We start from the raw sequence: 21,619 nt of genomic DNA, 5'->3' as shown, positions 1-21,619 counted from the left end.
AGGTTCAAATCCTACTCCCGCAACCAAAATTTACATATCAATAACAGATACTTGCAGCCACCTACGGGTGGCTTTACGCGTTGCTGCTATATGCGCAGTGCTACAACGGTGCTACGCGCCACAGCAAACAACAGCTAAGCTCGCTACCCGCATTCCAAACCCGTGGAAGCACTCTGGAAGCAGTTTGCGCGCGAAACACAGCGCAAATCTCCCTCCCAATACAATCCCCACATATAAAACCAGCACAACCCACCGTCGATGCTGTCAGCACTGTTAGCCGCTTGGGCCAGGCCCAAATGAAAAGCGCCCGACCGGGAAAAGGTCGAGCGCTTATGTGGCTTGCTTTGACAGGGCAGGGCTAGCCTACGGAACGGCCCGATTTGTAGAAGCTGGGGCCGTATTCGGTGACGCGCCATTTCGGAATGCTGCGCAGGCTTTGGCGCAGCCAATTCACCTTAGTTTGTTATATCGCAACATGGCTGCCAGAGAATTTTGGTATGCTCGACGAAATGATATGGGGTCAGGGCAGTGTGTGAGCGGGATATCAATAACCCGGATTTAACTCTCGAAGACATGTTCCGCTACTGGCCGGACACAGCAACTGTGTTTTTTAACTACAAGATGCGCTGTGTTGGCTGCCCGATTGTAGCCTTTCACACGATTGCGGATGCCTGCGCGGCCTACGACTTTGATCTTGACGCTTTTGGCGCCAAGCTGCGCCAGGTGGCTGCCGGGTCCGCCCCTGAGCTCAATCCGCATCCGCGATCAAAACCATCCGGTGGGGATCGGTCACCGTGATATGTTTGCGTTTGCTGGCGACGATGCCCTTTTTCTCCCAGGCAGACAGCATCCGGCTGACAGTGTGAAGCGTGGTGCCTGTCATCTCGGAGATCGTGGCACGGGTGATGGGAAAGGTGATTTCGATCCCGTCCTCGACGGTTCGACCATATTGCCTGACCAGTCGCAAAATAACGGCTGCAACCCTTTGTTCCACGGCTCGGGTAGACACTTCATCAATACGTTCGTGTAGCTCCGTCATCCGGGCACCAATCGTACGCCAGGTTTCAGATCCAAAACCATCGTAATGTTTGACAAACTCTGCCCAATGTCGCGAAGGCCAACACAGCGTGAGGCAATCAACGACCGCAACGGCGTCAGCAGGATAGGTCTGATGGCCCAATGCAGGCGCAATACCAAAAAGCTGGCCAGCGGGAATGTGCAACGGCACAATTTGGTCGCCCCCCGGTGTCAGGCGCACCACGCGGATTGAACCATCCAGCAACAAATAAAAGCTCTCAGCCTCTGCACCCTGATAAAATATGGTGTCGCCTTCGTTCCAGGTCTTCTTGGTCGAAAGGGCCAGTATCTCGCTGATTTCTGATGAGGAAATCTGCGAAAAGGGCGGTAGTTTCCGGAGTAGGTTTTCGTCGAGCTTGGACACTGAATTTTCGCCGAGTTTGTTGAATGGCAAGGATGACCCGTTGTTTGTGCGATAAACCATACGGAGACATCCAAAGACGGATATGGACAAGAGATAGCCCAGCTTTGCCTGCGATAACACCCCTCTTGCCAAGTGTAAAAAAGGGATCATCCATGAGCCGCACAAACTATAATGGCCCCGCAGCCCTAAGCGCAGGGTTTCGCCCGTTCTTCCTGGCTGCCGTACTGTTTGCTGCTGCAGTCATACCGGTCTGGTGGATGGTCTGGCAGGGCCAATGGACGCTGGTCAGCTCCTTTCCGCCCATGGACTGGCACATACACGAGATGATCTTTGGCTATGGCGCAGCAGTGATTGCGGGGTTTCTGTTCACAGCGGTCCCCAACTGGAGCGGGCGAATGCCGATCCAGGGCTGGCCTTTGCTTTGCCTCTCGGTCATTTGGCTGATTGGTCGGATCGCTCTTGCCGGACTGCTGCCACTGGGGCCCATTGGGGTGGCCTTTGCGGATTGCGCATTTCTGCTGGCTATTGCCGTAATCGTCGCGCGCGAGATTGTGGCCGGGCAAAACTGGCGCAATCTGAAGGTTGTGCTTCCGGTGGGCCTGCTGTGTGCTGCGAATATCACCTACCACATCGAGGTTATATTGGCCGGCGAGGCGGACATCGGGCGCAGGTTTGGTCTGGCGCTGGTCCTGTTCTTGATCACACTTATTGGCGGGCGGATCATTCCCAGCTTTACCCGCAACTGGCTGGTCAAACAGGGGGAAACCCGGTTTCCGGTGCCCTTTGGGCGGTTTGACGCCGTGGTTGTGGCCTTTGGGGCGGCGGCTTTGCTGATATGGGTTGCGCGGCCAGAGGCGGCGGTCACCGGAGGGGTATTGATCCTGAGCGGCGTGATGCATTTCGCCCGGCTGTCCCGTTGGCGGGCAGTGGCGACCTGGCGTTCGCCGCTTTTGCTTATGCTTCATGTTGCCTATGGGATCCTGGCTGCTGGGCTGATGATGACCGGGGCGTCGGCGATCGGTTGGATTGCCACAGCGGCAGGGATGCACATGTTGGGGATTGGTGCGATCGGTGGCATGACCGTTGCGGTGATGATACGTGCGACGCTGGGGCATACTGGACGCGCGTTGGTCGCGGGACCTGCTTTTACGCTGGTTTTTGCCTTGATTTGCGGAGCGGCTATCATGCGGTCGGCCCTGCCGGAGGTCTTTTTTGCAGGCCGTAGTGGTATCGAAATTTCGGCAATACTTTGGACTTTGGGTTTTGCCATTCTGGCCATACGTCTGGTGCCGTGGCTGGCCTTGCCTTCGGCTAAACGCAAGGCGCCTTCGCAGCCCAATTCGGCCTGATGCCTTCGGGCCCTGACCCTGGACCTTCGGGCTAAAATTGAGGGTGGTGCCATGGCGGCCTATCCAGCCACAATGGCACCACCCTCATTCACGCGCGCAGGTCATTTGCGGTTTTGTGGATCTGTCGCCAAGACGTTTCCCGGTTTCCTGGCTGTTCGTTTGATCTCATGCTGCGTCAGCTGCTGTCTGCACGCTTTCAAGAAATACGCCATTCACATTGCGCAACAAACGCCGCGCCTCATCGCCGTCACGGGCCGAGCAAAGCCCCGTTGAAACAGCATCCGCAAGCGCCGCGCTTTGGGCGCTGACAGAGACCTGCCGGATGTCGGTTTCCAGCGCCGACCCGCTGCGCGGATCAAGGATATGGCCGATCTCGCCCGCGGCATCCAGAATGGTGCCATAGGGCGCAGAGGTGGCCAGGGCCCGCCCGGTCAGGGCGCGCGCCTGTGCTTCGCCGACAATCGTGACTGGCCAGGCGGCGTGCCCGTCCGGGGCACCCATCGCAAGGATCTCGCCGGTGTCAATCAACACATCTTTGACCCCTTCGGCGCGCATCAATAGCGCCACACGGTCAGCAATATAGCCTTGGGCGATACCATTCAGGGTGAGTTGCTGACCCGCAGACAGCTCAACAGCCGTGCTGTCAAAGATCACTTGGTCAAACCCGATCCGTGCCCGCGCGGCGGCTATTGCGGCAACATCCGCCGGGCGGCCTGCAACATAGGCATCCGCCAGAACGCGCCAAAGTGGCTGTACGGTCGGGTCAAACCGGCCCTCGGTCAGGCGATGGGCGTAGCGGGCGGTGGACAGGCATTCCAACAGCTCAAACGATGGGGCATTCAGATGACCCTGCGTGTTTAGCCGGGTTATTTCGGAGTCAACGCGATAGAGGCTAAAGATATCCTCCAGCCGGGTGATTTCCGCCAGCGCCCGCTGGGTAATCTGCTCGGCGTTTGGATGATCAAGGATGATCCGTGCATGAGCCCCCAATGCGGTCCCCTGCCATTGGAACGCCTGCGCCGCAGGGGCGATCAGGCAAGAGGCGGAAGCCAGCGAAAGAAAACGACGGCGGGAAAGGGTCATATCAGTTGGTCCTGTCTGCGGGCGCCAATGCGCGCAATCGGTTGGCGATGTCGGATTGATCAGCGGCTGCCAGTTCGGGGGCTGCGCCACTCAGCACATCCTGTGGTTTGATTTCGTCAAATCGCAGCAAAGCGCCGCCATGATTGGCGATAAAGTTTGCCGCTGCAGTCGCATCGGAAAAGGGTACAAATTCGGGGGCGCCCATGCCGCCCATCTGGTCGGAGCCCACCACATAAAGGGCTTTGTTGGCGGCGATCCATGAGCCGGGTTTTGCCCAGCTTTCAGCATTTGCCATATCCTGAACATAGGTTGCCTGCACCGCGTGGCTCTGTTCGGGCATGTGAAGATAGGCAATTGTGTCCCGCACCTGTGACAGAAAGATCGGGGCGGCCATCCCTGCAAGGTGGATTTGCCCCTTGGGGCCCTCATGGTTCAGCAGGTCCATCTGACAATAATAGCCAACGGCCTCGGCTGTCATCTCAATGGGCAGCGGCAGCGCGGTCTCGTCTTCTTTGCAAGCCGAGAGCAATAGCGCCGCAAGGGTGATGAGGATACCTGGTTTCATGGTTTGACCCTTCCAAATGCAATCCGTGCCAGCGCGGCGGCCAGAACCACCCAGACAAGCAACGATGCCAGCGGCTTCCACAGGGCGATGGACTGTGCTGCCCCGGCCAGACCAGAGGCGGCGCCAACCGCGTCGGATGCGGCCAGGTTGTAAATCCGCAGCGCATCGGCGGGGTTGGCGACCAGCAACCATGGGAATACCTCTGTGGTGAATGCCCCGCCATCATCGGCGACAATGGCCGCCAACAGACCCAGATCATAGAGAACCACAGCCACCAGCCACAGTCCGATGGCCAGCCCCGCCGCCGCAGAGGGGCGGCGTGACAGGCCGGAAATCATCTGGCCCAGCGATAAAAACACGGCGCCCAGCAAAACCGAGGTCCAGATCAGGCGCAGCAAGGCCGGCATGCCATCCATCGCGCCCCAGCCGCTGAACCAAAAGGCGACAATGGCCGCCGCGCCGTAGCCAAGGCAGACGGCAATTGTAATCAGCACCAATTGCGCGGCCAGTTTGCCGCCCAGCAATTCGCCCCGGCTGACAGGGTAGGCGAGGTACAGCGGCAGGGTGCCGCGCTCAATTTCGCCGGCAATGGCATCAAAAGAGATGATCAGCGCCATCAGCGGCACCAGATAGACCGATAATGAGGTCAGGCTGGCAACGGTGACCGACAGGCGGTCCGCCCCCAGTCCACCGGTGGGGGCCGATCCGGCAATGGCCAGAACCAGCGAAAACAGCACCATCATGACAATCGCGATGCTCAGCCAGCGATTGCGCAGGGCAATGGCAAATTCGATGTGGAATGTGGACAGAACACGCAACAGCATCACGCAGCGCTCCTGCTGATTTGAACATAGATATCGTCAAGGCTGGGGGGCAGGAAATCAAAATCCTGGAGCGTATCGCGCACTGCCGTGATCCGGGTCAGAATGCCCAGCTTGTCGGCCTGCGCGCAGGTCATTGTCAGACTGTCGCCCACCTGTTTTGCCTCTGGAAACGCGGCGAAGACCTGGGCTGTGCATCCCTGCCGGGGGCGCAACTGTACCGTCAAAGGCAGAGCCGCGTCGCTGCGCAGGCTGCTCAGGGAGCCGTCAGCAACCTTTTGGCCCTTGGAGAGAATGGCGATGCGATCCGTGCGCACCTCGACTTCGGACAGCGCGTGTGAGGACATCAGGATGGCGGTGCCATGTGCTGCCAACTCATCCAGCAGGGTATAAAACTCGCGGCGCGACACCGGGTCCAGCCCGGATGTGGGCTCGTCCAGAACCATCAGGGCGGGGCTGCCGATCAGGGCCTGCGCCAGGCCAACACGCTGGCGCATGCCTTTGGAATATGTCCCTATCCGGCGCCGCGCGGCATCGCCGAGCCCCACTTTGGCCAACAGTGCGTCGGCCTCGGCTACCGGACGGCCCCGGTAGCGCAGGAAATGGCGGATTTGTTCGCGGCCGGTCAGTGCGGGATGAAAGGCGATGTTTTCGGGCAAATAGGCCGTCACATCGCGCGCGATACGTGACCCCGGCGCCTGTCCGGCAACGGTGATGCCACCATCCGATGGCGTGAGCAGGCCCAGCACCATTTTCATCAAGGTAGATTTGCCCGCGCCGTTGTGGCCCAGCAGCGCAACCCGTTCGCCGGGTGCAATGGATAGGTCCACGCGGTCCAATGCGGTTTGACTGGCGTAGCGCTTAGTCAGGTTGGAAATGTGTAGCATCGTCGTCGCTTGCTCCGGTTGCCCAATGCGGTGTCGCCTGGGCGAGTAACGATAGGTTCTGTGGTACCGACAGATCAGGTGCTGCGATCAGCGGATGGCTGTCGACCACCCCGCCGGGGGTGGTGGCTGGAAACTGTTCCTGGCTCCAGCGGACCAGTTGAACGGCGGGTGAGCCAATCAGCAGTTTGGCGGCGGGCTGCGACCACAGGATGTGATCCATCAAGTCGTTGGGCCGATAGCTGCTGTCGGCGCGTGCATCCCCATTCAGATCAAAGGAGGGATGATCTGACCAGAAATTACCACGGCCATCAAAGCTCCACTCGACATCGCGTGTGCCAACGTATTTGACCTGTGTACGGTTGCCGATAAAGGCGTTGCCGGTGATTGTGTTGTGCTCTGATCCGGCGGTGAAATGAATCCCGATGTCACAATTGTCAAAGCTGTTTTCGGCCAGCAGGTTGCGGTGTGAATTATAGACAAAGGCGCATTTTTCCGCCCCTCCGAGGACCTGATTGGCAAAGACATCGGATTTGTTGGTGTAGTTCAGCATTATGCCATAGTCGCGGTCGTTGATGCTGATGTTATCCCGCGCCACGATCCGGTCCGAATACATCATCGCAAACCCAAGATGGTTGCCGATGCTGATGTTGCCCGCAATTTCGCTGTCATTGGTATACATGTAGTGCACCGCAAACCGCAGGTCGCGAAACAGGTTGCGGCGATAGATGTTGCGCTTGGAAACGTTGGAAAATATCCCGTCGCGGCCATATCGGATTTCGTTGTCTTCGACGACTGATCCGGGGGCATTCCAGACATAGATACCGTTGCCGCGATCATTCATGCGGGCAAGCTGCAGGCCTTCGATCCGGTTGCCCTTGATCAGCGCATCGCGGGCACCGTGGACATCGACCCCGATCAGGTTGCCCTTCAGGTGGTTGTCCAGCACCCGCGCGCGGCGGGCCTTTGTGGTCAGCTTGACACCGGCATCACCAGGTTCATGCACCCGGCCGGAATTGATCAGTGTCAGGCTCTGAACGGTCACATCGGGGGCGTCAACCATGACCACAGAGCCGATGCCGCCAGCGTCGATGACGGCACCTGTGGTGCCCCGCAGGGTGAGCGGAATTTCAATGTGCACCGGGCCCGTATAAAGGCCCGGTGCAAGGACAATCTCGTCCCCCGCGCTTGCCCCCAGCAAGGCACGCGCAAGCGCACCGTCACCGGGGTGCACATCAATCCGTGCCGCCCAGGCGGGCATGGCGGCGAGCATCAATGCAAAAACAAGAGAGACGAGACGTGTCATCAGGCAGCAGGCTCTACAAACATACGACCGCGCATTTCCATGTGCAGGGCGTGGCAGAACCACTGGCAATAGTACCAGTAGACGCCAGGTTTCGCCGCCGTGAAGGTGACCGAGGCGGTTGCCTGTGGTCCAACTTCCATCGCGACGCCATGGTTGTTGAGAGTAAAGCCGTGGGTCAGGTCGTCGATGTCATCAAGGTTGGTAACATAGACAGTCACCTCGTCGCCCTGTTTGACGGTAAAGTTCGACAGGCTGAATTCTGGTGCCTGGCTGGACATCCAAACCCGGACCTTGTTGCCATCGCGGATCACACTGTCTTGATAGTCGTCAATGTCCACACCGTCGATTTCGGCCTGCGCACGGGCGTCCGCCCACATCGGATCATTCCGATCCCAGACGTTTTTCGGGTTCACCACCGAGCGGTGCACAAGGATGCTGTCATGGGGTTCGGCAAAGGTCGGACCATCATGCACCAGTTCCATTTCGTCGCCATTCAGCGCAAAAAGCTGCTCGTTCTCGGGTTTGAGCGGTCCAACATTCAGGAACCGGTCTTTTGAGAACTTGTTCATCGACAGATACCATTTGCCATCTGCCTCCAGCGTTTCGCCCATGGTGGTCGAGTTGTGGCCCGGTTGGTAATGCACATCCTTCTTGACGATGATCGGGTCGACGTCTTCACCATTGTAAAGCCGGATCGCCTTTTCAATGTTCCATTTGACCACCTGGCTGTCCAGGAACAGAGTGGTAAAGGCGTTGCCCTGACCATCAAAGCAGGTGTGGAGCGGGCCAAGACCCAGTTCAGGTTCTGCCACCAACACGGCTTCGCGTGCGTCGACGCTGTCGTCCTCAAACAGGGTATCAAACTTGGTCACGTCCAGCACCGACACGGTGGGCGACAGTTTGCCAGCGACACAGAGGTGTTTCTTGTCGGGTGCCATGTTGATGCCATGGGGGCTGTTGGGGATTGGCACATAGCGGGTGTATTTCTTGTTCTGCCCTTTGCGCCCGTCAATCACCTTGACGCCGTTGAGTTCGATATAGTCACCAGCGGCGATACCTGCCTCAATCTCTGCGATATTGAAGATGACGACGTGGTCCATCTCTGCCTCCATCATCTCGGGCAGGGTCATCCCCATTTCCGAGTTGTAAGAGGTCGAGAAGGCCCATTTGCCCTCGTAATCCGCATCGGTGTTGTCAAGGTTGCCCGACACCATAACCTGCCATGCGACAGTCATTTCGTCGGCATTGATCGCGGAGAAGAAGTTCACGTATTTTTCCGGCTCGTTCAGAACCGATCCATCGTTGACCATCGGCACTTCGTCTTCGCCGTTGGCGAATACATAGTTGGTGCGGGGCCATTTTTGCGGGCGCAACCCGTGGATGGCCTTGGCGTTGGGGATGTCGATGATCTTGTCGGGCTTCATCACGTCGCAGCGAATACGCGCGACGCGGGTGTTGGCCTTGTCGTTCATGAACAGGAAGCGGCCGTCGTATTTGCCCTCGGTAAAGGACATGTGGACGTGGTGAAGGTCACCCTGATCGTGCACTTTCTTGCCCTGCGCAGCCAGGTATTCCTTGGTCTGCGGCAGCATGTCTTGCGTCAGGATTTTCAGGCTTTCGTTGGTCTGCCCCCACCCTGTGGCGGAACAGCGGTTGAACACCGGTACGCGCATCAGTTCACGCATCGAGGGAACGCCCAGGATGCGCATCTCGCCGGCCTGGCCCGATGACCAGAAGCCATAGTATTCGTCCAACTCACCAGGGGCAGGTGTCGCGTGATCGCCTGTTGCTGCCCAGGATGCGCTGGTGCTGGCCGCGGTAATGGCCGCCGCACCGCCCAGAAGACCCAGCTTGCCGCCGGTGCCCCCCAGCAATGCTGCCCCGGTGGCCGTGGCTCCCATGAAACCGCGTCGGCTCAGGCCTTGTTTGTCTTGATCAGACATCTTGAAGTTCCTTTCTTGAGTTCTTCACATTTGGATGATTTGCAATTTGTGCGTCCAAAGCCGCATTTGGTGAGCCGGCTCTGGCGCGCCGCTTCATCTTTTTGATGACAACGGGACATTTCACTTCAGACTGGTACAGCACCTGACAATGCAGACAGTTGATGCATTCGTTTGGGTTGATTTCGCCGGTGGGATGAATGGCATCGACCGGGCATTCATTGGCGCAGGTCTGGCAGGGGTTGCCGCAGTCGCGATACCGCTTCAGCCAGTCAAACATCCGCAGCCGGGCAGGGATCGCCAGGGCGGCCCCCAATGGGCAGAGATAGCGGCAAAAGAACCGTTCCACGAACAGCCCGGCCATCAGAAGCGCCGCAACATAGGCGACAAAAGGCCAGGCCCGCATGAATTTCAGCACGATGGCGGTTTTGAAGGGTTCCACTTCGGCCAGGTGTTCGGCCTGCTCGATGGAATACAGCGATGCGCCAAACAGCCCAAGAAAGATCATGTATTTGATTGGCCACAGCCGTTCATGCAGACCCCAGGGCAGTTGGACCTGTGGGATGTGGAGCGCCTGGCCGATGCGGTTGGTCAGCTCTTGCAAGGCGCCAAAGGGGCACAGCCAGCCGCAGTAGGCCCCGCGTCCCCAGAACAGCAGTGCCGTTGCAACCGCAAACCACAGAATGAAGGTCAGCGGGTCCAGCAGAAAGGCTTGCCAGCTGAAATCCGTCACCAGGGCCCCAAACAGCGCCATCAGGTTCACAACCGAAAGCTGCGCATTGGCGTACCACCCCAGAAAGACCAGCGTGACCGTCAGAAAGGATATCCTGAACCAGAAATAGAACCGGGCCGAGCGGGTGAAAAAATGTTGAAAAAAGAACACCAAAGTCAGGACGGTCAGCATCACCAGCAGCCCGATGATTTCGGCGGTCTTATCCTCCCATATCCGTTTCCAAAGCGCCGATTGCGCATCTTCTTCGGCCAGATCCTGTGACTGCGACAGGGGGGCTTGCAGCGCCGGGTCAGGCGCGGTTTTGCGCTGGTATTGCGGTGGCAGCTGATACCCCAGTTCAAAGGTGGTAAAGACCTTTTCGATGGCCGCGACTTCGCGATGCACCAATAGCTGGATGCGGAATGGCAGGGTTGGGTCAAAACCGCTGTCAGCCGGGATTTTGAACAGATCACGCTCGGTGAATTCGGGCGCATCATCGGCTTCTATCTGGCCCATCCGGCGGTGGCCGCGGTCGCGAAACCGCACAGTCACATCGTCCTGTATCAGTACGATCCGGTCAAAAATGCCGCCGCGCACATAGCCCGAACCCTTAAAGGAATACAGCCCACGACCGACAATTGCGATGGCGTGTTCGCCCGGCTTCAGCCAATCCCGCAGATTGCGGTTTTCGGCTTCGCCCAGAATGGCCTGCCCAATGCCGGGCACGCTGACCAGCGCGGTTTGCATGTCAATGAATGTGGTGTCTGACGGCTCTGTCAGAGCGCGTTTGGCGGCGCGCGGGTCGTCCATCATGGCGAAGGCGGCGTTGACTTGCCCCACGTCCAGTGACAGGCGGCGCAGGGTCCCATCGCCCTCCATTTCCATCCAGCTGTCTGGTGCAACGGCGTCGGGGGCGATTTCAAAGCTGTGATCCGCTGCGGCTGCTGCCTGCAACCCGCCCAGGCCCAGGGCGCGCGCGACCTTTAGCCCGGCGCGGATGATCCCATCGTCGATCACCATGACGGTGACAGTCGCGCCGGAAATGATGTTCAGATCATGGGCCGAGCCGCGTTCCTGCGCCTCTGCCACCAGGTCCACGCCACGATAGCCATGTACCATCGCCTTGATTTTGCTGTCAGGAATGCCGATCAGCACGATCGGTTCGGAATGTTTGACCAATTCGACGCCCAGCACCCGCGCGTCGGCGTCGACGGCAACCATGGTGTGGATTGGTTTGCCGGAATACCCGGTGGTCCCGACAAAGTCAGAGGTTATGAAGACATGTCCGATTTCAACGCCTTGCTTCAGCAGCGGCGCCACGGGCACGTCGTCGCGGATAGGACCAAACGCGTCACTCCCCTCGACGATATCGTTGGGGGCGATTTTTGAAATATAGTGGGACAGAACCGATTGTGCGGTTTGTGAGAGTGCCGGATTGGCCGCAAAGCTGGCCAGTATTGCCAAGGCCAAGGGTCCCAACAGGCGCAGAAATACCAAAGAGCGGAGTGTGTCGATCATTTTAGGACCTGAACGTGTTTGGGGGGCCGCGCGGCAAATGCCGTGCAAAACCCGAGGTCAAAATTGTTTCTGTGTCGGCGCGCGCAGTCAGTTGCGCCTGGGTGGCCTGACGTGCAATCGCGGTGAAAACCGGCAGGTCGAAGACGGATATGAGAGAGCAGTCGGCACAATGTCCGCAGCTGGTGCTTGCGGGCGTAACCGGGGTGCCGTTCCGGTCGAGCGTTATAACGCTTGTGCCGTCTTGGCCGCAGATCACCAGGGTGCTTTGCCCGACCCGTGCAAGTTCATGGGATGCACCAAAAAAACCGCTGACGGATGTCGCGAGCAGAAGGCTCGCGATCAGAATGCATCTAACGGATAGAATCAAGGAACGTCTCATGTGGCACACATTAGAGCTCCGAAAATCGTGAAGTTTGTTCTGGAACAATATTGGCGCAAAAAGGTAAGGGGGGACTGTCGTGCCCCCCCCCTTAAACAGGGTGTTCAGCCGCGCCGCCGTTGGCAGCCGCGCCACTGGTCTGCAGGATGACGTCCGGGGGGAGCAACAATCATGCGGCCTGTCGGCTTCATGTCTGTTCTTCCGCAAATTCGGACGCACGAGCGGTATAAACGTCCTTTGCAACAAAGAGCCCGTTCAGCGCCGCAGGAAAGCCCGCATAGACAGCCATTTGCATCAGGATTTCGGTGATTTCCTCCTGGGAGAGCCCCACGTTCAGCCCGGCCTCGATATGCACCTTGAGCTGCGGCTGCGCAGTGCCCATAGCGGCCAGAGCCGCAATAGTCGCTATTTCGCGATCTCGCAGCGATAACCCGGGGCGGGAATAGATATCGCCAAAGGGGAACTCAAAAAGATAGTTGGCAAAATCCGGAGCAACCCCGGCCAATGCGTCGATCACGTTTCGCCCGGCTTGCCCGTCGATGGCGTCAAGTGCGCGCCGGCCTCGCTCGAGTCGGCTTTCTGTTGATGGGTTTTCTTGTATCGTCATGGGAATGCGTCCTTTTCTCAGTTTCGACATAGCTGTCGATCTTGGTGTCGAGGACGAGAAGAGAGGCCTGTAAATTGGCCAGATGCGCGCGCACCCTGTCGCGGTGCGCCGCCAACAGGGCGCGTCGCTCGGGGCCGGTGTGATCACCCTGTGCGCGCAGTCCAGCATAGCGGAGCATTTCACGGATCGGCATGCCGGTTGTTTTCAAACGCTTGAGAAATTCAATCCAAACGAGGATCGATTCGTCATAGTCGCGTTGCCCACCTGCATCGCGATCCGCAAATGGAAGGAGCCCAATCCGTTCATAATAGCGGATCGTATGGGCCGTTACCCCCGTGCGTTTCGCGAGTTCACCAATTTTCATGCGGCCCCTTTTCTCATCAAGACGCATTTGACCATAGGGGTTTGAGCGCGCTCTAAGTCAAGATGAGTCTACACATATGTTGGGTGGCTGAAACATGCAGCCCTTGCCACCCGGCCAGAAGATACCCGTTTCCGGAGCCGAGCGGGCTGACAAAGACTAAAACCGTTTCATAGCTTCAGGGGTCACGCCGGATTCATAGAGTGAAGCCCCTCCGTCTATCTGTGCAACACAGACAAGTGGGTCAACAAATTTGGATGGTCCATGATTGACCCACATCCTTTTTCCAAAACAGGGGTCCGTTTTGGTCATTGCACCGAAAAATCTGTAGGGACCATTGGCCAACATCCGATGGCGCGTGGAGTAATATCTGCAAGACGTCGTCGTGCTGCGCAATGCTGCAGGTTTCCGTTTTGATGATCTGACCCGGCGTGTGTGGCACCCACAAAGAGAGGACTTCAAGTTCTGAACTACTGGGTACGTCCGTTTGTGCTTCTAAATGTATTGGTGCGTTGGTTTCAATTTCGGTGGGTGGCAGCCAATGCAAATCAGTACCTTGGCCTAAATCCTTCGGGATTTGGTGCACGGATGGTTTTTGGTACATATAGCGTTGTAGCTTGGAGGTGAGGTCGGGTAGGTTTTCTGGGGTGAAATACAGCCCATGAGTACCAGGCAAGAAGTCACAGGAAACCTCTTGGTATGTTTTACGCCACAGTGGCCAAGGGTCTTTGCCCGCCAATAATGGGTTGTATTCCACACTTTCCGCACCAAACAAAAAATGGCAGGGTCCAGGCCAGGGCGTTGAATTTTGCCATTCCATTTGAAACAAACCCAGGGCGTGCTTCCCTTGTAAAGATAGGTGTGAAGCGAGCTCAGCAGCCACAGCAGCACCCTGACAGTTTCCGCCTATCCAAAATGTGGTTAAATCAAAGTGCTCTTGTAGAAGTTTGGCGTAATACGCGGCAATTTCCGTATCTTCCTGAATCAATTTTCGTGTATAGTCCACCACCGCGTTAAGAGATCTGATGCCAATAACAGGCTGGTCAGAGCCAAGCGCAATGGCCAGTGCGGGAAATTCACTCAGCGCGTTGAATGACCAGATCAAAGGTGGTTTGGACCCTGTCGCATTCAGGATACGTATCAACCCGTTTTCATCTACCGCCTGTCCGGCACATGAAGACATGAAATTCTTGAGCAATTTTACTTTGCGTTCTAGCGGAACCAAGGCGCTGTTTGCAGTCAACTCGGCGGACATATATTTTTTTTCCCAATCAAAAACTCGTCAAAAACGACGCCATCCAGCCCGGTGGTCATCAGCGCCCCTATGGCATCTTCAACATCGTGTACGATTGGCTTGCCCATAATATTGAAGCTCGTGTTGAGCAGAACGGGTACATCGGTGAGGCGCCCAAAGGTTTGCAGCACATCTGACATCCACGGGTACATGGTGGGCGTGACACTTTGGACCCGACCAGTGCCGTCTTCATGCACAACAGCCGGTATGCGATCTGTAACCTGTTTCTTGAAAGGGAGCGTTTTTGCCATATAGGGAGAGGGCTGTGGCTGTTCAAACCAATTGGCGAGTTCAGATTCGAAGACAACAGGCGCAAAAGGCCTGTATGCTTCGCGCCCCTTCACGCGCGCATTTATTTGGTCTTTCATTTCGGGGCTGCGTGGATCGGCAAGAATTGATCTGTTACCCAGGGCGCGCGGGCCAAATTCGGATTGTCCCCTCATGACTCCCAAAACATGTCCCTTGGCCAGCTCAGCGGCCACAATTCCAGCCGACTGCCCGTTTAACTCGGTGACGTTCAGCCCCTGCGCAGCTGCTGCACGGCAGGCCGCGAGCGTTTTTGGGCTGGCGCTGCTTCCTAAGAAGGGGCTGCCTCCATTGAAGGGTATTTCGGCGGTATTTGTATCGTACATCCAGGCCAAAAGAGCCGCGCCAATGGCGTTTCCGTCATCTGCCGGGCAGGGGGGAACAAAGACTTGGTCAAATCCAGTCCTGTCCACGATCGTCCCGTTGTACGAGGAATTGAGAGCGCAGCCGCCAGAGAGTATCAAGTTCCCGGTTGTATCGTTTTCGGCAGAAGCCAGGATTTGATCCGCAAATTTGGCAAAACATGCCTGTCCGGTTGCCGCTAGATTTGCTGCTTGTAGAATTGGCGATCCCGGTTTGCGTGTATGTTGGACCATCACCTTTTGAATCTGCGCAGTTTGCTTGGAATCGGCAAACCTCAATCGACCGCGATCCACAGTAAGAAGCTGTGACAGTGTTTCGACAAGGTCTGGATCAACTTCACCAAAGGCGGCAAGCCCCATCACTTTCCATTCTTCACCTTTGCGCCAATCAAAGCCGCAAAGACCCGTGAGCCATCCATAAAAGGTTCCCAAACTGCCTGGTCCCCAGGATCGCCAGGCGCGTTTCAGGGTGCGGTCTCGCAAGGTAAACGAAGATACTGCCCCCACATCGCCTTCGCCATCGATCACCAGACAAGCCGCATCTGACACCGGGGCAAACGAACAGGCGGTGACTGCATGGCATAGATGGTGATCGAACCGCTGAACCTGGGGCTTTTCTGTCGCATATCCAAGCCGCAGCAAAGATGCGCCCGCGCTTTGTTGCAGACTCGCCTGCATGTGCAGCATCCACAGGGTGTCACTTGCGGGCAGCAGGGCATCGTGCACTTTTGTCCCGGTCGCCTCTTTGCTGGAGGACCAGGTTGTTGCCACATTGATTTTATCATCAGGACCAACACCTGCGTGATGCAAAGCTGATGCTAAATGATTCAGGTTGTCAGGGGCCAACCCCCAAGCGCGCTTATCTTTTACAAAGCGCTCTGTTGCTTCTGCAAACACGACGCGCCCGGCGTGATCAACCAATGCGAGGCTGGGATCGTGCCCTGTCGTGGAGAGGCCCAGATAGAAGGTCCTCATGGCAGATCGCGGCGGCGTGAAATCTCCAAGGCAAAGCTGTTCAGCGTCTCGTGTTCAAAAATTGTGGCCGGATCCAATTCGATCTCGAACTCATCTTCGATATCACCAGACAAAATCACCGCGTCAATGGACTGCAGCCCTAGGTCGACCAGGTTCGCTTCGCCAGAGATTGAGGCAGCATCCTGTTTTGTAACCCCCGCAATTTTTGCGATCAAAAACGACATCACTGTGGTGTCCAAGGTTAATCCTGACATAGTTTTCCTCTCAACCAGTTGGCTGCAAAGTGCAAAATAGATGGGAGTACGCAAGGGTTTGCGACATTGGATATGTGACGACCCCCGAAGGTTCAAGACGCGCAGCTGGAAAACGGTCGAAAAACTTAGGGATTGCGACACGCAGTATCTTTTTGGTTAGAGCGGCGCCAACACAGCGGTGCAACCCATGCCCAAAGGCAAGGTTTCCAGCCCTTTGTCCCCTGTTGAGGACCGGTAATTGAAGGCGCAGAGTTTCACCCTCGTTGACCGATATCTGACCCAGAGTTTGCGCAGTTCTGGCCATGCGATAGATGTACTTTGGTGAACCACAAATTGCGATCAACTCTTCCAGGTGCTGATCAACCCAGGCCGCATCCGCCGCAGATTTTCGGGCATCGGCGCCCAATAAAATGACATGATGTAGGACGTTTCCGATCGTGTGTGACAGGTTGAAACTTGCCCCGTACAGGACCAGAATCAACGCTTTTAGATCGGCCTCCGTGAACGATGGCAAATCTGCTGACAGAAGCTGGCTCAAAATGGAGGGTGCCGATAGGGTGGCCTCGTCCGGAGGCCGCATCAAGTTGAGAATTTCCTCAAACTTCAGTTGAAGGCGCTCTAGTTCTCGCAATCTCAACCAGGGTTCCAGAACATCCTGGAGCACAGGAGCCAGCGCATCGAATTGGGTGTGGTCACTGGAATGGACCCCCAGTACCGGCTTCATGATGTTGCGGAAAATGGGATCTGCGAAATGAGTGATCAGGTCAGGATCAGCCTTACTTTCCAAGTGATCCAAAGCCGCCGATACCTGTTGCGCGATGAGATCATCCCACAAGCCGATGCGGTTGCCGCCAAGCGATTGCGCCACAGCACGTCGGATTTCGGCATGGCGGGGGCCGGACATGAAAAACATGGCATTACGCGCGATTTGCAAGGCGGTATCCATATTTCGCCCTGAGCGATCTGCCAATGCACGCAGATGGGGCTCTAGTTCCGGCGGCCCCCAGTTTTTGTCATCGTTGACAACCTGCCGTGCCTCCTCAAACGATCTGACCTCGATCAGCCGAGCGCTTTGTCTTTCCGATTGATTGGTCAGCGTCACAGGCAAATGGGTCGGGAATTGAACCATAGGTCTAACTTCAAACCGAACCTGTTCGCGATGCAAAGTGAGGTATGGAAGCGCACGTGCCATCGCCGGGAGTGTTCGGGTCAGCAGCAGTCTTGAAACTTCGGCGCCTGGGCATTTATGAGCACCTTTGCCGAAGGACAGATGGGCATTGCCGTTGGCAGATGTTGTTCTCAGTTGTTCATTTGCCTTGATGACATCCATAACTGCAATGTCGCCTTGGTGGAACGGGCATCCAGACACCTGCACGGAAGCATTGGCCGTTCGCACCAATGTTCGCGTAGATGGAAGACGCGCGATAAGATCCTCAAGCACCTCGGCGGGCAGACCTTTCTTCGCAAGTTCCATCCATACGCCCTTCTCTCGCTGCAGAAGGTCGCTCAGGATAAATCCCAAGGTTTGCGAAGCAGTGTACCCTGCCACGAGCAGCCAAATCGAGGTGTCGCGCGGGTCCAGCACGGGGTTTTCGTTTAGCTGAGCCGTCTGGAGGAATGAGAGAAGAGTTGCGGAGCGGAGTGAGGGCGCTTTGGGAAGATATGTATCGATCTCTTGTATTTCGGCTTCGATCTGCTTCAGCACCTTTATCGAAAGCATCGGCTGAGACAGCCTGCCGATTGATTTGATCACCGCGCTCAGTCGGTTGAGGTTGGCCATCTTAAGACCGATAATCTGACCAAAAACAGTGATAAACAGGGGGTCACAAAAATCTGTGACCAGGTCGGGGTCTTTGACGGTGAGCAGATGTCCGATGGCCTTTTCGACCGCAGCATCGATTGTTGGCGTCCAGATCTTGACCGCCTTGGCCGTGAAAAACGGGGCAATGGCACGACGTGTTGCAAGGTGCGCCGGATTTTTTTGAAACACCGCCGTTGATCTTGTGAGTTGTAGGATGTTGGCAAATGAAATTCCACTTTGTTCCTGCAGAGCGATGATGTGCGCCTCAATCTGAGGCACCTGAAAGTCAGTGCTTCTGAGGATTTCGGAAACCATTTGGGGATCTCCAATGATTTCACCAGCGGTGTGAAACGCCGACTTGATATCCGTTTCCACGTTCAAACCTCTTCGTCGGTGGGCGTGTAACTCGAACAATCTGCCCGCCATGCTGCGGCGACTGAACTGCGGCGAATTTTTCCGCTGCTGGTCCGTTCAAGTCGGCCTCTGGGAACCAGGATTATGTCCACCATGTTGAGGCCCATCTCCCCCTGCAGAGTCTTCCGAATGTTTTGGCATATGTGCTCTCGTTCTTGGCTTGCCAGGTTTTTAGTGTGTAGCTCTGCGATCAAAACAGCATCTCCTGATTGATTGGGATCAGGTGCAAAGGCGGCCGCAGACATCGCATTTAGTGCTTCATGCTGTTGGCACGCGTGCCACTCTATCTCGGGCGCTGCGATATTACGACCATTGCAGATCACAATGTCTTTGATCCGCCCTATGACAAATAGGGCCTCTCCTGTTTTATAGCCAATATCACCGGTGCGAAGCCAGTCTGCTTGGCCGTCAAGGCTCTGGCCAAACGTCGTTCCGGTCTCATTGGGCTGGTTTAAATACCCTTCTGCGCGCGATGGGCCACGCAACCAAATTTCACCTTCCTGACCGTCAGCCAAACGGGCACCACTCACGGGGTCCACTATGGCACACATCTGAGCGAGCTCTGGGGTCAGATGGCAGGGCGCAACTTTTGCATGATGTTCTGCATCCCCGCGAATGCCTGCAGCGAACAGCGTCATTTCCGCCATCCCATAGCAAGCAAAGAGCGCGTCACGTGGAAATCCCGTTGCAGCTAAATGTGCGTGGAATGTCGGCAGCAAATTTGCCGGCACCGGTTCCGCGCCACAATAAGCATTTGTCCAGCATGACAGGTCTAACTGCCGTGTCTTTTCTGCTGGCACACGCCGCAGCACTTCAGAATATCCAAATGTGGCACCACCGCTGAAATTTGCACGCTCTGCATCGATGACCTCTAACCAGAAGGAAGGACGACGGATAAAGTCCAAAGGATCAATCTGCGCGGAAAAACCGCCCGCCAGGAGTGGGTACAAAATGCCGCCCATTAGCCCCATGTCGTGATAATGAGGCAGCCAGTTCACAACACGTGCGTTTTGGTTGAGTCCCCAACTCCGTTGGACAAGATTGGAATTCGCGACAATATTGCCTCCGAGAACCCTTACCCCTTTGGGGGCACGGGTGGAGCCAGAGGTATATTGAATTAGGGACGGGGCGCTCGGGGTAGTGTCTCGACTGAAAAGCACAGGGGCACAGGTGCTGGAAGACAACGGCAATGGGACAACCTGGCATGGCTGCGCCGACCCCGCGCGCAATACAGAGTTGAGAAGTTCCACGTGCCTGGGCAAGCACAGAATTGCACTTGCCTGACTGTCCTTGACGATTTGCTGAAAACGGTCTGACTGTGCGCCCATTCTGGGCAAAGGCACAGGAACAATCGTTATGTCGGCCCAAAAGGCCCCCAACATAACGCCTATGAATTCTATCCCCATCGGCAAAGCGAGCACCAGGGTATGCGAGCCCTCTCCAAGCCAGGCTCTTAGCTCCAATGCAATCGTTTCGGCCATGCCCGCAAGCTCGGCAGATGTATAGGCGTCACGTTGTCCCTTGCGTGACCAAATCGCAATAACTTCCTTGTTGCCCTGCATCTCAAAAGCAGCACGGAGCGTGGCCTTCAAATCGAACTGTGATGCTATCTCTTTGGTCATGGTGTTATTATTTTCTGTCATATTCGCCTTGGGCCGTACGATACTCGTTCAGATGTATCATCAATTGAGATCCTAAATCAGGTGCAATCTCAGGTCGTTGCCGCATTAGCTCGTTCACCGCTTCGATTACGCGACGTGCACCACGGTCACGATGAGAGGCGCGCAGCAGCTCAAGCATTGGAGTATTGCTTACCTGTTGCGAACCACTGTTCGTTGACCCTATTGACGGTGCGCCAAGCAGCGTCGCGATGCGTTCAAAACGCGCGATTGTGTTGTCAGGGTCCAGCAATTCATTCTTGAGCCACATCCGACCTTGGGCGAGTTGCTCGCGCGTCATTTGAACCGGAATGAGGTTGCTCAACGCCGAGGATGCGACCGTTGTTGCGCCAGCCTCTTCCTCAATGATGCGACCTGCTTTCTTCATCTCATCATAGAGGGGCGTCGATATGGGGGCGACTAATGCGCTGACATTGAAGAGTGCGACAGGCAGTGACTGAGCAAACACAAACTGACGTTCGAAACAGGTCAAATCATCGGAGTCAAATCCAACCATTATACCTGCCCTGACGCTAATTCCGGCAGCGACAATTTTTTCAACCTCCACTCTGGGGTCAATACGCAAATTTTGACGTTTTCCGGCGGCTTCAAGAGCAACTTCATTATCGGTCTCAATGCCAACAAAAATCATCCGTAGCCCGGCATCATTGCAGGCCTTCAACAATTCGGGACTCCGCGCAAGATCAATTGAGGCCTGTGTCGAGAAGCTGACAGGATCCCGATTGTCGCAACCATTCCACTTTGAAATCTCTTTCAAGAGATCCATGCTGCGGCGTCGATAAACTGTAAAGTTGTCGTCACTCAGCATAATATGCCGATAGCCAAATTTATATAGAGTATTTGCTTCCGCAATTACCGAATCCGCCGGTTTGTGTCTCTGTTTGCGCCCCACATATTGAATGACATCACAAAAATTACACTCAAAAGGGCATCCGCGGCTTGTTTGAATCACGCCCGCCAGGGTCTTTGAGTTTGGGTAAATATCCCACCTTGGAACCGGCATTTTGGCCAAATCCGCTTGTCCGCCATGGTATTTTGGCGCAAGCAAACCTGCTGTCAAATCTTTGATAAACCTATCAGCTATTGGCTCGAACTCACCAATCACAAGGTGGTCGGCCTCTCCCTGAAACAAATGTGGTGCCAGAGACACATGAGGGCCACCAATGACAACTTTGCGCCCCCGACGTCGAAACTCCCTGGCTATTTCTAGTCCCCGTTCCATCTGTGAGACATTTATGCTTAGACCAACAATGTCTGCTTCATAGTCAAAATCAACATCTTCAACGATTTCATCACATAACCGAATGTCCAGGTCTTTGGGGAACCAGCCCGCTATGGATGCAATGCCAGCTGATGCAAGAAGTGCATATTGTGATTGTGGTGTTGAAATAGCATTTTCCAGGGTACCATCATCCGCTGATCGTGATATAGGGGCAATTAGGTAAATCTTCATAATACGGTCCAGTTTTGCGGCATGGTTTTGTTGAAATTAGTGTGCCGGATTTTTGGCATTTTAGGTGGTTTCAGCACATTCATTCCCTTAAAATAAGAGCCGTTACTGTGTGGGT

18 protein-coding genes are annotated in these 21,619 nt (G+C 56.0%); 2 read left to right on the top strand and 16 right to left on the bottom strand.

The genetic code is table 11. From position 1 onward, the window contains the following. Window positions 1-528 precede the first annotated feature (528 nt). Window positions 529-798 carry a DUF1858 domain-containing protein gene (locus tag ARCT_RS27655; RefSeq protein WP_084300903.1) on the top strand — a complete coding sequence of 90 codons (270 nt, stop codon included), beginning with the start codon at window positions 529-531 and terminating at the stop codon, window positions 796-798. On the opposite strand, the gene ARCT_RS0118550 is transcribed toward ARCT_RS27655, so the two are convergent. Further along, entirely contained in the window at window positions 749-1,441 is a 693-nt protein-coding gene (locus ARCT_RS0118550; RefSeq protein WP_027241413.1) for a Crp/Fnr family transcriptional regulator, read from the bottom strand. The genes ARCT_RS27655 and ARCT_RS0118550 overlap by 50 nt on opposite strands. A 152-nt stretch (window positions 1,442-1,593) precedes the next feature. Here ARCT_RS0118550 and ARCT_RS0118545 point away from each other — a divergent pair, with 152 nt between their 5' ends. Continuing rightward, complete coding sequence (locus tag ARCT_RS0118545) at window positions 1,594-2,790, top strand: NnrS family protein (RefSeq protein WP_027241412.1); 1,197 nt, start codon at window positions 1,594-1,596, stop codon at window positions 2,788-2,790. A 165-nt stretch (window positions 2,791-2,955) separates the two neighbouring features. Here the strand turns inward: ARCT_RS0118545 and ARCT_RS0118540 are convergent, their stop codons facing one another. The 15 genes from ARCT_RS0118540 to ARCT_RS26505 form a co-directional block, all read right to left on the bottom strand. After that, the gene (locus tag ARCT_RS0118540) at window positions 2,956-3,873 is read right to left on the bottom strand and encodes an FAD:protein FMN transferase (protein WP_027241411.1); all 918 of its coding nucleotides are present in this window, start codon (window positions 3,871-3,873) and stop codon (window positions 2,956-2,958) included. Window position 3,874: 1 nt separating this feature from the next. Then, window positions 3,875-4,438, bottom strand: a complete 564-nt coding sequence (locus tag ARCT_RS0118535; RefSeq protein WP_027241410.1) for a nitrous oxide reductase accessory protein NosL — start codon at window positions 4,436-4,438, stop codon at window positions 3,875-3,877. After that, a complete protein-coding gene (locus ARCT_RS0118530; RefSeq protein WP_036785141.1) occupies window positions 4,435-5,262 on the bottom strand; it encodes an ABC transporter permease in 828 nt (275 codons plus the stop codon). The genes ARCT_RS0118535 and ARCT_RS0118530 overlap by 4 nt, the downstream gene beginning before the upstream one ends. Then, a complete protein-coding gene (locus tag ARCT_RS0118525; RefSeq protein ID WP_027241408.1) occupies window positions 5,262-6,146 on the bottom strand; it encodes an ABC transporter ATP-binding protein in 885 nt (294 codons plus the stop codon). Before ARCT_RS0118525 ends, ARCT_RS0118530 begins: the two co-directional genes overlap by 1 nt. Further along, the gene (locus tag ARCT_RS0118520) at window positions 6,121-7,449 is read right to left on the bottom strand and encodes a nitrous oxide reductase family maturation protein NosD (RefSeq protein ID WP_027241407.1); all 1,329 of its coding nucleotides are present in this window, start codon (window positions 7,447-7,449) and stop codon (window positions 6,121-6,123) included. The genes ARCT_RS0118525 and ARCT_RS0118520 overlap by 26 nt, the downstream gene beginning before the upstream one ends. Then, window positions 7,449-9,392: a TAT-dependent nitrous-oxide reductase gene (gene nosZ, locus ARCT_RS0118515; RefSeq protein WP_027241406.1), complete on the bottom strand. Its 1,944-nt coding sequence runs from the start codon at window positions 9,390-9,392 to the stop codon at window positions 7,449-7,451. The genes ARCT_RS0118520 and nosZ overlap by 1 nt, the downstream gene beginning before the upstream one ends. Then, a complete protein-coding gene (locus ARCT_RS0118510; RefSeq protein WP_027241405.1) occupies window positions 9,385-11,619 on the bottom strand; it encodes a NosR/NirI family protein in 2,235 nt (744 codons plus the stop codon). The genes nosZ and ARCT_RS0118510 overlap by 8 nt, the downstream gene beginning before the upstream one ends. A 566-nt stretch (window positions 11,620-12,185) precedes the next feature. Further along, on the bottom strand, window positions 12,186-12,515 hold the full coding sequence (locus ARCT_RS0118500) for a carboxymuconolactone decarboxylase family protein (RefSeq protein WP_240476340.1): 330 nt from the start codon (window positions 12,513-12,515) through the stop codon (window positions 12,186-12,188). A 28-nt stretch (window positions 12,516-12,543) separates the two neighbouring features. Beyond that, on the bottom strand, window positions 12,544-12,969 hold the full coding sequence (locus ARCT_RS0118495; RefSeq protein ID WP_027241402.1) for a MerR family transcriptional regulator: 426 nt from the start codon (window positions 12,967-12,969) through the stop codon (window positions 12,544-12,546). A gap of 241 nt (window positions 12,970-13,210) precedes the next feature. Next, entirely contained in the window at window positions 13,211-14,221 is a 1,011-nt protein-coding gene (locus ARCT_RS0118490) for a hypothetical protein (RefSeq protein WP_027241401.1), read from the bottom strand. After that, window positions 14,206-15,903, bottom strand: a complete 1,698-nt coding sequence (locus tag ARCT_RS0118485) for a carbamoyltransferase family protein (protein ID WP_027241400.1) — start codon at window positions 15,901-15,903, stop codon at window positions 14,206-14,208. Before ARCT_RS0118485 ends, ARCT_RS0118490 begins: the two co-directional genes overlap by 16 nt. Continuing rightward, window positions 15,900-16,157 (bottom strand): acyl carrier protein, encoded by a 258-nt coding sequence (locus ARCT_RS26510; protein ID WP_084300902.1) that lies wholly within the window; start codon window positions 16,155-16,157, stop codon window positions 15,900-15,902. The genes ARCT_RS0118485 and ARCT_RS26510 overlap by 4 nt, the downstream gene beginning before the upstream one ends. Before the next feature lie 10 nt (window positions 16,158-16,167). Next, the gene (locus ARCT_RS0118475) at window positions 16,168-18,333 is read right to left on the bottom strand and encodes a cytochrome P450 (protein WP_027241399.1); all 2,166 of its coding nucleotides are present in this window, start codon (window positions 18,331-18,333) and stop codon (window positions 16,168-16,170) included. Between the two features lie 2 nt (window positions 18,334-18,335). Continuing rightward, on the bottom strand, window positions 18,336-20,015 hold the full coding sequence (locus ARCT_RS0118470) for an AMP-binding protein (protein WP_084300901.1): 1,680 nt from the start codon (window positions 20,013-20,015) through the stop codon (window positions 18,336-18,338). Beyond that, entirely contained in the window at window positions 20,002-21,504 is a 1,503-nt protein-coding gene (locus ARCT_RS26505) for a B12-binding domain-containing radical SAM protein (RefSeq protein ID WP_051360879.1), read from the bottom strand. Before ARCT_RS26505 ends, ARCT_RS0118470 begins: the two co-directional genes overlap by 14 nt. Window positions 21,505-21,619: the final 115 nt, after the last annotated feature.

The sequence above is a fragment of the Pseudophaeobacter arcticus DSM 23566 genome (assembly GCF_000473205.1).
GTDB classification, from domain to species: domain Bacteria; phylum Pseudomonadota; class Alphaproteobacteria; order Rhodobacterales; family Rhodobacteraceae; genus Pseudophaeobacter; species Pseudophaeobacter arcticus.
This window is presented reverse-complemented; position numbering and strand designations above follow the sequence as displayed.